The organism is Streptomyces sp. NPDC050997 (assembly GCF_040660135.1).
In the GTDB taxonomy this organism is placed as follows: domain Bacteria; phylum Actinomycetota; class Actinomycetes; order Streptomycetales; family Streptomycetaceae; genus Streptomyces.
On the sequence record NZ_JBFAGK010000008.1, the window covers coordinates 205624 to 217186 of the forward strand.

Below are 11563 nucleotides of genomic sequence, written 5' to 3' on the forward strand. Positions count from 1 at the left end.
ACCAGCGAAGTTATTACTGCATGAACAGAGGTTGACTGAAAACAATCTCAGGGCGGCCAACGACTGATGCCGGATGAAGATCCGTGCCTCCCGCCTGAGGAGCGGTGGTCCCCCGTCCCGGCGAACCTGCGCTGTCATGTCCCCTGGTACCGCTCCAAGGGCGACGGAGTCTGTCACGAGCCGTCCCACAGTCCCCGCCGACGCAGGCGGCGCTGTCGGAGCCTCTCGTACAACGCCGTGAGTCCGAGGATCCCGCCGAGCAGGAAGCCACCGACCGGAGCGATGACGAAGTCCGACTGCTGCACTCCTGGCAGCAACAAGAAGTAGGCGGCCCACACCGTCCCTGTCACAAGCGCCAGGAGGACCGGATGCCGGGCCGTGAACTTCTGTGTACGTGTGGGAGGGCGTTCGCCGCCCAGAAAGCGGTCCACGGCCCAGAAGACGCGCACCAGTCTTCGACCTACCTCCGACATGGCCGAGAGCGTATCGCGCGCCGATCGGTCCGCGACCGGCGATCGTCTAGCAGGACGCATGCCAGCTGGCGCACGCCTATGGGTGACCAACCCCGACGTGCGCCAGATGCGACCTCGACCGTGCCGATGACACGGAGCGTGTTTGAGATCTGCTGCTGCGCCAGTTCTGGTTGGGTAGCTTGATCGGCATGGATCAGGGGCGGGTAGTTGAAGCGTTTCGTCTTGAGGCGGGGCAGCTCGCGCGGGCGATGACTGGGGTCTCGGCTGCCGAGTGGGGTCTGCCGACGCGGTGTGCACCGTGGAAAGTGAGCGACTTGCTGGCTCATGTCCGGGTGGTGATTGCCTGGCTGCCGGGCATGCTGGCCGCGCCGGCGCCGACCCGTGCCGAGGTCTCGGCAGTGGAGTACTACCGGCCCGACGACCGTTTCGCTCCGGACACCAACGCGGCTCGGATCGCTCTGGCCCAAGATCACGCGGCCGAACAGCTCAGCGGTGCCGCACTCGCCGACGACTTCAACGCCACTTGGCAAGAGGTGGACCGACTGTGCCGGGCCGAGCCCGAAGGGCGTGTGGTTCGCACGCGGCACGGCGATCCGATGCTCTTGTCGGAGTTCCTGCTGACGCGCGTGGTTGAGGTCGCCGTGCACGGCCTGGACCTGGCCGACGCCCTGGGTCGCGAGCCGTGGCTGACTTCCCAGGCCGCAGATTTGGTGCAGGGTCTTCTGCTCGGCCCGGATGGGGCAACGGCACTGGAGAAGCTGGGCTGGAGTCAGCTTCACTTCCTGCGCAAGGCAACGGGGCGCGAGCCGATCACCAGGGAGGAAGCATTGGACGTCAGCCGCCTGGGCATCCGATGGCTCACGCTGGGTTGAGAACGTCGCCAACTGACGCCAGCGAAATGGTAGATGGCAATCGCGCTTTCATGGTGCGGAACGGCGCCGGGGCGTACGGAATTACTTCTCTGGCCCCCTGACCAGCGAAGTTATTACCGCACGAGCAGGACTTGACTGACGATTCGCGCAAGGCCGCGATAGGGGCGAGTTCCGCCTTGGTCTGCGCCCACAGGACCAGCCCGTACGCGCCGACGGAGAGCGCCGCTCCCAGTAGCCCGACGCCCGCGAACGGCCGTAGCACGGGGACGAATTCGCCCCGCCACCGATGCAGCGCGTACGCCGGGATCGCCATGCCCTGCACCGCCAGGAGCCAGGCGATGTACCCGAGGGATGCGCCGGAGGCGCGGACCCCCAGACCGTCCACGACCGTGTAGCCGGCGATGGTCAGGCCGGTCGCCAACGCGGCCCCGATCGCCGCCCAGTTGGGCCGCCGCCCGCGCAGTCCCCACACCGCGACGCCTGTCAGCCCCGCGCAGGACAGCGCGATTCCGGCCGCCGCCCACCCGTCCGGCACCTCGTGGGCGAAGACCGCGGCGAGCAGGGTGACCACCAGGGGCGCGGTGCCGCGCGCGATCGGATAGGCCTGCCCGAAGTCGCCGAGCCTGAAGGACCTCATCAGCAGCACGTAGTAGACGAGGTGGATGACCGCCGAGACGATCAGGTACGGCCACGCCCCCGCCGCCGGAACCGGCACGAACGGCATCATCGCCAGTCCGATCAGCGCCCCTCCGCCCGCGATCAGCGTGAACCCGACCAGTTTGTCGGTGATTTGATGAGCGATCGCGTTCCAGCTGGCGTGGGTGACCGCGGCCAGCAGTACGGCCGCGGTCACCAGCGGGGTCACGAGGTCCGCTCGCGCACATCCACCAGGGTGGCACCGGCGTGCGCCACAAGGTCCTTGGGCTGCATGGGGAAGACGGTGTACGGGGTACCGGCGGCGGCCCACACGACCTCGTGTTCCAGCAGCGACCGGTCCGCGAGCACCCGGGTCCGGGTCCGGTGGCCGAAGGGCGGCACGCCCCCGATCGCATACCCCGTCGTCTCCCGTACGACATCGGCCCTGGCCCGCGTGACCTTGTCCGCGCCGAGCGCCTCGCGGACCAGCTCCAGGCCCACCCGCGAGGCGCCGTCCATCAGCACCAGCACCGGCACCCCGTCCGCCGCGAAGATCAGCGACTTGCAGATCTCGCTCAACTCGCATCCGAGCGCCGCGGCGGCCTCGGCGGCGGTGCGGGTGGCGTCCGGGAAGCGGCGGATCCTGTGGGTCAACTCGTCGAGCCCCAGCTCACGCAGGGCTTCGGCGAAACGGGGGTGGGCTCCGGAATCCTCGGGGCGGGCGTCGGGCGCGGGTGTCGTCGTCATGGACGGCACGCTAGCGGTCGGTGTGCGGGACAGGCGAACGGGTTCTCTGTCAGTGTCGCCAACGGGTTCACTGTCAGTGCCGGATGCCATGATCGGCCGTATGGGAGTTCTCTACGGCTACTACTCCGCCGCCGACGACAAGGATGCCGGCCGGGCCATCGTCCGCGAGGACGAGCAGCCCAGCGGCACCGGATACGACCAGTTCGTGCTCAAGGGCATCGACCCGACGGTCAACCTGCTGCCCGCCGAGTCACTGATAACCGGCCGTTCCCAGGACGAAGTCAAGGCCGACCCCCGACACGGTCATCTGGTCGCCATGGTGGGAGAGGGCGAGGTCGTCAGCGTGTCGCTCACCGACACCTTCCGTGACGCCCTCGTGCGCTTCGACAGGGCGTTGTTCGACGCCGTCGCCCAGGGCTGGGCCGTCTCGGACGCCTTCTACTCACCACCGGACAAGGAGGCCGTCGACGATCTCACCGCGTTCCTCCGCCAGTTGGCCGACCTCGCCCAGCGGGCAACGGGCAAGGGACACCACCTGTACTGCTGGATCTCCCCGTAGCCCGGACCCCACCACCACCATCCCGGGCCGCTCGCAGGCGACGCCCGGTGCACGCCCCTGCGTCCGAACACCGCACGACCAGTTGTGAGAGCGCTCCCAACTGGGCAGGATGCGTCGATGACTTCAGCACCCGCCATACGTCCGTACCGTCCCGAGGACCGCGAGGCCCTCGACGACATCTGCGTCCGCACCGCGCACGTCGGCCAGGACAGCCGCCCCCACTACACCGACCCGAGCATCTTCCCGGCGATCTTCGCGGCGCCGTACGTCCACCTCGAACCGGAGCTGGCCTTCGTACTGGACGACGGGCACGGACAGGCCGTCGGGTACGTCCTCGGCACCGCGGACACGCCCCGTTTCGTCGAGGCCTACCGGGCGAAGTGGCTGCCGTCGATCGCGGAAAGGTACCCGGAGTCGAGCGGCCCGCCGCGCACCCCGGACGAGGAGATCGTCCCCCTCCTCCACCGTCCGGAGCGCATGCTCGTGCCGGAGGTCGCCGCCTACCCGGCCCATCTCCACATCGACCTGCTCCCCCCGTGGCAGGGGCGCGGACACGGGCGGGCCCTGATGGAGACCTTCTTCGCCGCGCTGCGCAAGAACGGCGTCCCGGCCGTACACCTCTGCATGGTCACCGCCAACACCCCCGCCCGGGCCTTCTACGACCGTCTCGGCTTCGACGAGATCGAGGTGCCCGGCTCCGATCCGGGTGTCACCTATCTCGGACGCGAGACAGTAGCCATGTACGGTACCGGGCGTGAGTGACGCACCGAAGGCCCTTTCCCCCACCCCCGGCTACCTCGTCTGGCGTCTGGCCAACAAGTGGCGTACCGCCGTCGACCAGGCGCTCGCCCCCCTGAACCTGACGCACGCCCAGTACGTCCTGCTGGCCTCCCTGAGCGGGATGGAGCGGTCCGGACGGCAGCCGAGTCAGCGGGAGCTCGCCGACCACACGGGCCTCGAAGCCCTGTACGTGTCGAAGCTGGCCCGTTCCCTGGAGGCGGCCGGGCTCGTCGGCCGTACCCGGGACACCGAGGACACCCGGGTCGTGCGGCTGGCGCTGACCGGTGAGGGGCGGGTGGCCGTGCGGCCGGCCATCGACGCCGTACAGGTACTGCTGGACCAACTGCTCACCCCGCTCGGAGGGTTGGACGATCCGCGGACCGACGAACTCAAGCGCACCCTCACCACGCTCCTCGACACCCCGCTGGGCTGAGACGAGGAAGGCCGGTGAGGGCGCCCCGTCCCCGCGGAGCCCTCACCGGCCGGTCAGGCACGGAAAGCGAGGTGGGTCAGACCCCTACCAGCTCCCGGTCCTCGTCCGCGTCCCGCGGCTTGTCGTCCAGCGCGCGCAGCCCCTCGCCCTCGACGTCCACGTTCGGCAGCGCGCGGTCCAGCCACTTCGGCAGCCACCAGGCCTTCTTGCCGAGCAGCGCGAGCACCGCCGGGACGATGGCCATGCGGACGACGAACGCGTCGAAGAAGACGGCGATCGCGAGGCCGAAGCCGATCATCTTGATCATCGACTCGCTGGAGCTGATGAAGCCGCCGAAGACGGCCATCATGATGACCGCGGCGGCCGCCACCACCCGGGAACTGTGCCTGAAGCCGGTCACCACGGCCTGGCTCGGCGACTCGCCGTGGACGTACGCCTCCCGCATGCGGGTCACGAGGAACACCTCGTAGTCCATCGCGAGACCGAAGACCACGCCCACCATGAAGATCGGCATCATCGACATGATCGGGCCGGTCTGCTCGACGCCGATCAGGCCGGAGAGCCAGCCCCACTGGAAGACCGCGACCACGGCACCGAGCGCGGCGAGCACGCTGAGCAGGAAGCCGAGGGCCGCCTTCAGCGGGACCAGGATGGAGCGGAAGACCACGATCAGGAGGAGGAAGGCCAGGCCCACCACCAGGCCCAGATACGGGATCAGGGCGTCGTTGAGCTTCTGCGAGAAGTCGATGTTCATCGCGGTCGTGCCGGTGACCAGTACCTCCGCGCCCGTGTCCGCCTTGACGTCGGCACCCTCGCCGCGGATGGCGTGGACCAGGTCCTCGGTCTGGACGGAGGACGGCTTGGAGCCCGGGATCACGGTGATCGTCGCGGTGTCGCCGGCCTTGTTGAACGCCGCCGGGGTCACCGTCGCGACGTCCTTGAGGCCCTTGACCTCATCGGTCACCGCGGTGGCCGCCGCCTGGGGGTCGTCGCTGTTCCTGGCGTCGACGACGATCATCAGGGGGCCGTTGAAGCCGGGGCCGAAGCCCTCCGACAGCAGGTCGTACGCCCGACGCTGCGTCGTGGACGTCGGCTGCGAGCCGTCGTCGGGCAGGCCCAGTTCCAGCTGGGTGGCCGGGACGGCGATGGCGCCCAGACCGACCACGCCGAGCAGCAGCACGGCGGCCGGACGGCGGATGACGAAGCTCGCCCAGCGGGTGCCCATGCCGGGCTTGGCCGGTGCCTCGGAGGACTTCCCGGACCTCGCGGACCTCTCGGCCCCTTCGGTCCGTTCGGTTCCTTCGGCCTTGTTGCCGCCGCGCTTCCCGCGCTTGTCGCCCGCCGGACGGATCTTCCGGCCGGCGTACCCGAGGAGCGCCGGGACCATGGTCAGCGCGATAAGGACGGCGATCACGACCGTGCCCGCCGCCGCGAGGCCCATCTTGGTCAGCATCGGGACGTTGACGACCGCGAGGCCGCCCAGTGCGATCACGACCGTGAGGCCCGCGAAGACCACCGCCGAACCGGCGGTGCCGGTGGCGCGGCCGACCGCGTCCTCCCGGTCGCGGCCGTCGGCCAGCTCGCCGCGATAGCGGGAGACGATGAACAGCGCGTAGTCGATACCGACCGCGAGCCCGATCATCAACGCGAGCGTGGACGTGGTGTCGCCGAGGTCGAGCGCCTTGGCGAGGGTGGTGATGGTGGAGACGCCGATACCGACGCCGATGATCGCCGTCAGCAGCGGCAGTCCGGCCGCGACCAGCGAGCCCAGGGTGACGACGAGGACGACCGCAGCGATGGCGAGGCCGATGATCTCGCCGACCGCCCCCGGCTCGGCCCCGGCCTGGAGCGCGTCACCTCCGACGTCGACGGTCAGTCCGGTGGCCCGGGCCTCGTCGCCGGCCGCCTCGAGGGCGACCCTGGTCGAGTCCGCCAGCTCCATGCCGGGGAGCTCGTACCTCACCGATGTGTAGGCGACCGTGCCGTCCTTGCTCACGGCGTTCGTCGTGAACGGATCGGTGACGGAGACGACCTCGGAGCCGTCGCCCAGTTCCTTGACGGTCTTGTCGACGGTCGCCTTGTTGGCGGCGTCCGTCATCTTCTGGCCCTCGGGCGCCTTGAAGACGATGCGCCCGGTCCCGCCGTCGGCGCTGGCGCCGGGGAAACGCTGTTCCAGCAGGTCGAAGGCCTTCTGCGCTTCGGTGCCTGGGATCGAGAAGGAGGTGGTTCCGGCGGCGGGGGCGCTGGCCGCGCCGACGCCCGCGAGGGTCAGCAGGGCGACCCATATCAGGGCGACGAAGTGCCGTCGCCGGAAGGCGAGCCGGCCGAGTCGGTAGAGGAACGTGGCCACGAAGGCGTCTCCCGGTCAGGTCGTGGGTTCTTCAGGGCAGGGGTGATCAGCCCGGTGGGTGGCAGGGGTGATCGACCCGACGACTTGAGCGGTGGCGTCAGGTTGGGCGGACCGTGGGGACGGTCAGGTGGTGATGGGCGCGCAGAGGGCGGGGAGAACCACTGCGTCGATGTACGAAAGAAGGAAGCACTGCGTCGGCGGCTGCTCGTCGAGCAGCGTGCGGGCGGCGAACGCGCCGATCATCATGTGCATCATGAACTCGGTCGCCGGGTTGTCCGCACGGACCTCGCCCCGGTCGACCGCCCGATCCAGCACACGACGGAACTCCGCCAACTCCGGCCCGATGAGATGCTCCTTGAACGACTTCAGGAGGTCCGGGTTCTCGTGGACCGCCATGGCCAGACCCCGCATCAGCGCGGAGTTCTGCTCCATCTGGCAGTCGTCCGAGCGCAGCGTAAGAGCGTGCAGGTCGCCCCTGAGGGACCCCGTGTCGATCTCCGCGAGGGAGCCGCCCGGCTTGTTGTGCCGCACGGCCTTCGCCACCAGTTCGGGCTTGCCGCCCCACTGACGGTAGAGCGTGGCCTTGCTGGACCGGGTGCGGGCGGCGACGGCGTCCATGGTGAGGGCGTCGTAGCCGACCTCGCGGAGCAGTTCGAGGACGGCCGTGTACAGCTCGGCCTCGCGTTCGGGTGTGATCCGACTGCGACGTGCCGTTGCTGCCTCAGCCACTTGGCTCACCTTCCAGCTCCGAACGACACGGCTTCGTACACCACGAATATATCGCACCCTCAAGCGAAACGAAACGGTTTCGTTCGTGTTGTGGCTCACGCGCTGAGTAGGTGTGGCTCACGCGCTGAGTAGGTGTGGCTCACGCGCTGCGTAGTCGCGGGTCACGCGCTGGGCAATGGTCATAAGTTGCTCCGGTTCATCCCCAGGAAAAGCATGGGGAGGTGAGCTATCTGCGCTTTCCGCATCTGAGCGGCGACCAGCTGTGCTTCGTGGCCGAGGACGACCTCTGGCTGGCCCCCCTCGACGGGCCGGGCCGCGCCTGGCGGCTCACCGTCGATCGCACCAAGGTCGGCCACCCCCGCTTCTCGCCCGACGGCGGCCGGCTCGCGTACACGAGCTGGCGCAGCCTGGTCCCCGAGATCCATCTGGTGCCGGTGGCGGGCGGGCCGGGCAGACAGCTCACCCACTGGGGCTCGCCGGACACCCAGGTGTGCGGCTGGACGCCCCCGGACGCGAACGGGCACAGCCAGATCCTCGCCGTCGCCTCCCATGGCGAGCCCTTCTCGTACTTCACCTGGGCCTACAAGATCCGTCCCGACGGCGACCCGGGCCGCAAGCTCCCCTGGGGCCCGGTCTCCGACATCCAGTGCGCCGACTTCGACGGCGAGCGCCGGACCCTGCTCCTCACCGGTACCCCGCCGCACGAACCGGCCGCCTGGAAGCGCTACCGGGGCGGCGCCACGGGCCGGCTGTGGCTGCACGGGGAGCGGCTCCTGGCCGACCTGAACGGCCACCTCCACTCCCCTCTGTTCGTCGGCGACCGGATCGCCTTCCTCTCCGACCACGAGGGCGTCGGCAACCTCTACTCCTGCGCCCACGACGGCTCCGACCTGCGTCGGCACACCGACCACGACGCCTTCTACGCCCGGCACGCCGCGAGTGACGGCACCCGGGTGGTGTACCAGTGCGCGGGCGACCTGTGGATCGTCGACGACCTGGCCGCCGGCTCCGAGCCGCGCCGGCTCGATGTCCGGCTGAGCGGGCCGCGTGCGGGACGCCGTCCGTACCAGGTCCCGGCCGCTCAGCACGTGGACGGCGTCTCGGTCGACGAGACGGGCCGCGCGAGCGCCGTCGTCGTCCGGGGCAGCCTGTACTGGCTGACCCACCGGGACGGCCCCGCCCGCACGATCACCGACACCCCCGGGGTACGGGTCCGGCTCCCGGAGATGCTCGGCTCGGGCGGCCAGGTCGCGTACGTGACGGACGCGGAGGGCGAGGACGCGATCGAGATCGCCTATCTCCCGGGGGCGACGGGACATCGTGCGCCCCGGCGACTGGCGTCGGGCGAGCTGGGGCGGGTGCTGGAGCTGGTCTCCGACCCCCAGGGCGATCGGCTGGCCATCGCCTCACACGACGGACGGCTGCTTCTGATCAGCGTGTCCGACGACGCGAGCGCCGGTGCGGGCACGGACGTTTCGGGTTCGCGCACGGAGGATTCGGGCTCGCGTACGGAGGATTCGGGTGGCGAGGTGACGGAACTCGTCCGCTCGGCGAACGGCCCGGTGCGCGATCTCGCCTTCTCCCCGGACGGGGCCTGGATCACCTGGTCCCACCCGGGCATCGGCCGCACCCTCCGCCAGATCAAGATGGCGCGCGTCTCCGGCACCGGGCAGGGCGGCCCGCTGATCGTGGACGTCACCAACGGCCGCTTCGAGGACGAGAACCCCGTCTTCACCAGGGACGGCCGCTATCTCGCGTTCCTGTCCTGGCGGGGCTTCGACCCGGTGTACGACGTGCACACCGGCGACCTGTCCTTCCCGCTCGGCTGCCGCCCCTACCTGGTCCCCCTGTCCTCCGCCACCCCCTCCCCCTTCGCCGTGAACCCGGAGGGCCGGCCCGCCGCCGGGGGCCTGGACCCCGTGGCGGAGGACGAGGGCGGCGACGGCGGAGGCGACGGCACGGTGATCGTCGAGGTCGAGGGCCTGGAGAGCCGGGTGACGCCCTTCCCGGTCACCGCCTCCAAGTACTCGGCGCTGTACCCGGTCGCGGGCGGCGGCCTGGTCTGGCTGCGCTGGCCGATCTCCGGCGCGCTGGGTGAGACCTTCGCGAACCCGGACGACACCAGCGGCCGCCCCACCCTGGAGCACTTCACCCTCGGCAAGGCGAAGAAGTCCGAACTCGTCGAGCACCTGGACTGGTTCGCGGTGAGCGGCGACGGCAGCCGGCTGGTCCTCGTGGACGAGGGCGAGCTGCGCGCGGTCCCCTCCGACGAGTCCGGGGACGGCGACTCGACGGTCTGGATCGACGCCCGCCGCATCCTGCACGAGGTCGACCCGGCCGCCGAATGGCGCCAGTCCTACGAGGAGGCGGGCCGGCTCATCCGGGCGTACTTCTGGGAGCCGGGGATGTGCGGCATCGACTGGGACGCGGTCCTCGACCAGTACCGTCCGCTGGTCGAACGGGTCGCGTCCCCGGACGAGTTCGCGGACCTCCTGCGCGAACTGCTGGGCGAACTCGGCACCTCCCACGCCTACGTCTCGGCCGCCCGCCGCAACGAGGGCCCACCGCACTACCAGCGCCGCCAGGGCCTCCTCGGCGCCAACCTGGTCCGACGGGACGATGGTTGGACGGTCAAGCGGATCCTGGCCGGCGACTCCTCCGACTCCAAGGCACGGTCACCGCTGGCCGGCACGGGCATCCGGGAGGGCGCGGTGCTCACCCACGTCGACGGCCGTCCGGTGGATCCGGTGCGGGGCCCCTATCCGCTGCTGGCGGGGGCGGGCGGTACGACGGTCGAGCTGACCTTTACCCCGGCCGAGAGCGAGGGGCACGCTCGCCGGGTGGCGGTCGTCCCGCTCGTCGACGAGCGCCCCCTTCGCTACCAGGACTGGGTGGCCAAACGCCGGGCTGTCGTACGGGAGTTGAGCGGGGGCCGCTGCGGCTATCTGCACATCCCCGACATGGGCGGCTCGGGCTGGGCCCAGTTCAACCGGGACCTGCGCATGGAGGTCTCGCGCCCCGCTCTGCTCGTGGACGTACGGGGCAACGCGGGCGGCCACATCAGCGAGTTGGTCGTGGAGAAACTGACGCGCACGATCCTCGGCTGGGATCTGACCCGCGACGCGCAGCCCGTGTCGTACGCCTCGAACGCCCCGCGCGGCCCGGTGGTTGCCCTGGCCGACGAGGCGACCTCCTCGGACGGCGACATGATCACGGCCGCCTTCAAGCTCCTGAACCTGGGCCCCGTGGTCGGCCAACGTACCTGGGGCGGAGTCGTCGGCATGACCGGCCGCCACCAACTCGGCGACGGCACGGTGATCACGGTCCCGATGAACGCGGCCTGGTTCGACGCGTACGGCTGGTCCGTGGAGAACCACGGCGTCCCCCCGGACCTGGAGATCCTCCGCACCCCGCTCGACTGGGCCGAGGGCAGACACGCCCAGCTGGCCGACGCAGTACAACTCGCCCTGACCCTCCTGGAAACCAACCCCCCATCAACTCCCCCACCCCACAAGAACATCCCGAACAGATCCCGGCCGAAGCTACCCAAGCGCTTCTGACGACTCGCAAGGGCCACTACCTGACAGGCGCCAGGGCCACTGACTTAGGGGCGCGGGGAACTGCGCGACAAGCCCCCACCGACCCGCACCCGACAACGCACCCCCAACGCAAACCAAAACGTGGGGCACCCCCTCAAAGAAAGGGCACCCCACGTTCACAGGCCGAAGCCAGCGCCAGCGTCAGGCGTCGTAGTCCTGCGCGAAGCGGTCTTCCTCCTCGCGCCGCATACGCTCGGGCTCCTCGTCCCGCATGCGCTCACCCGGCCGGCCACGCTCCTGGCCTCGCTCCTCACGCGGCCGGCCGCGGCCCTGACCCTGACCCGGCTGACCCTTCTCCCGGGCCTGCTGGGCCTTCTGCTTGGCCTGCTCCTGCCGCTGCTCCGACTTGTCCTGGAACTGGTCCTTCATACCCATGTGGGTTCAC

11 protein-coding genes are annotated in these 11563 nt (G+C 70.1%); 5 read left to right on the forward strand and 6 right to left on the reverse strand.

The genetic code is table 11. The annotated features are described in order from the left end of the window. Nucleotides 1-173 precede the first annotated feature (173 nt). Nucleotides 174-473, reverse strand: a complete 300-nt coding sequence (locus AB0H86_RS20550) for a hypothetical protein (protein ID WP_362440270.1) — start codon at nt 471-473, stop codon at nt 174-176. Between the two features lie 188 nt (nt 474-661). Between AB0H86_RS20550 and AB0H86_RS20555 the strand changes: the two genes are divergently transcribed. Continuing rightward, the gene (locus AB0H86_RS20555; protein ID WP_362440273.1) at nt 662-1345 is read left to right on the forward strand and encodes a maleylpyruvate isomerase N-terminal domain-containing protein; all 684 of its coding nucleotides are present in this window, start codon (nt 662-664) and stop codon (nt 1343-1345) included. On the opposite strand, the gene AB0H86_RS20560 is transcribed toward AB0H86_RS20555, so the two are convergent. Both AB0H86_RS20560 and AB0H86_RS20565 read right to left on the reverse strand, forming a co-directional pair. After that, a complete protein-coding gene (locus AB0H86_RS20560; RefSeq protein ID WP_362440276.1) occupies nt 1332-2210 on the reverse strand; it encodes a DMT family transporter in 879 nt (292 codons plus the stop codon). The two genes, AB0H86_RS20555 and AB0H86_RS20560, sit on opposite strands and share 14 nt — an antisense overlap. Beyond that, entirely contained in the window at nt 2207-2728 is a 522-nt protein-coding gene (locus AB0H86_RS20565) for a YbaK/EbsC family protein (protein ID WP_362440279.1), read from the reverse strand. Before AB0H86_RS20565 ends, AB0H86_RS20560 begins: the two co-directional genes overlap by 4 nt. 100 nt (nt 2729-2828) lie before the next feature. On the opposite strand from AB0H86_RS20565, the gene AB0H86_RS20570 reads away from it, so the two are divergent. The 3 genes from AB0H86_RS20570 (at nt 2829) to AB0H86_RS20580 (ending at nt 4500) form a co-directional block, all read left to right on the forward strand. Continuing rightward, nucleotides 2829-3287: a hypothetical protein gene (locus AB0H86_RS20570; protein ID WP_362440282.1), complete on the forward strand. Its 459-nt coding sequence runs from the start codon at nt 2829-2831 to the stop codon at nt 3285-3287. A gap of 117 nt (nt 3288-3404) precedes the next feature. Further along, the gene (locus AB0H86_RS20575; protein WP_362440286.1) at nt 3405-4049 is read left to right on the forward strand and encodes a GNAT family N-acetyltransferase; all 645 of its coding nucleotides are present in this window, start codon (nt 3405-3407) and stop codon (nt 4047-4049) included. Next, entirely contained in the window at nt 4042-4500 is a 459-nt protein-coding gene (locus AB0H86_RS20580; RefSeq protein ID WP_362440289.1) for a MarR family transcriptional regulator, read from the forward strand. The genes AB0H86_RS20575 and AB0H86_RS20580 overlap by 8 nt, the downstream gene beginning before the upstream one ends. Nucleotides 4501-4576: 76 nt before the next feature. Here the strand turns inward: AB0H86_RS20580 and AB0H86_RS20585 are convergent, their stop codons facing one another. Together AB0H86_RS20585 and AB0H86_RS20590 are read right to left on the reverse strand one after the other, a co-directional pair. After that, on the reverse strand, nt 4577-6850 hold the full coding sequence (locus AB0H86_RS20585) for an MMPL family transporter (RefSeq protein ID WP_362440292.1): 2274 nt from the start codon (nt 6848-6850) through the stop codon (nt 4577-4579). Nucleotides 6851-6973: 123 nt separating this feature from the next. Next, entirely contained in the window at nt 6974-7579 is a 606-nt protein-coding gene (locus AB0H86_RS20590; RefSeq protein ID WP_362440295.1) for a TetR/AcrR family transcriptional regulator, read from the reverse strand. 221 nt (nt 7580-7800) lie between these two features. Here AB0H86_RS20590 and AB0H86_RS20595 point away from each other — a divergent pair, with 221 nt between their 5' ends. Next, nucleotides 7801-11139 carry a S41 family peptidase gene (locus tag AB0H86_RS20595; protein WP_362440298.1) on the forward strand — a complete coding sequence of 1113 codons (3339 nt, stop codon included), beginning with the start codon at nt 7801-7803 and terminating at the stop codon, nt 11137-11139. 180 nt (nt 11140-11319) lie between these two features. Here AB0H86_RS20595 and AB0H86_RS20600 read toward each other — a convergent pair whose 3' ends face one another. Next, nucleotides 11320-11553, reverse strand: coding sequence for a hypothetical protein (locus tag AB0H86_RS20600; RefSeq protein ID WP_362440301.1), 234 nt, complete (start codon nt 11551-11553; stop codon nt 11320-11322). Between the last annotated feature and the right edge of the window lie 10 nt (nt 11554-11563).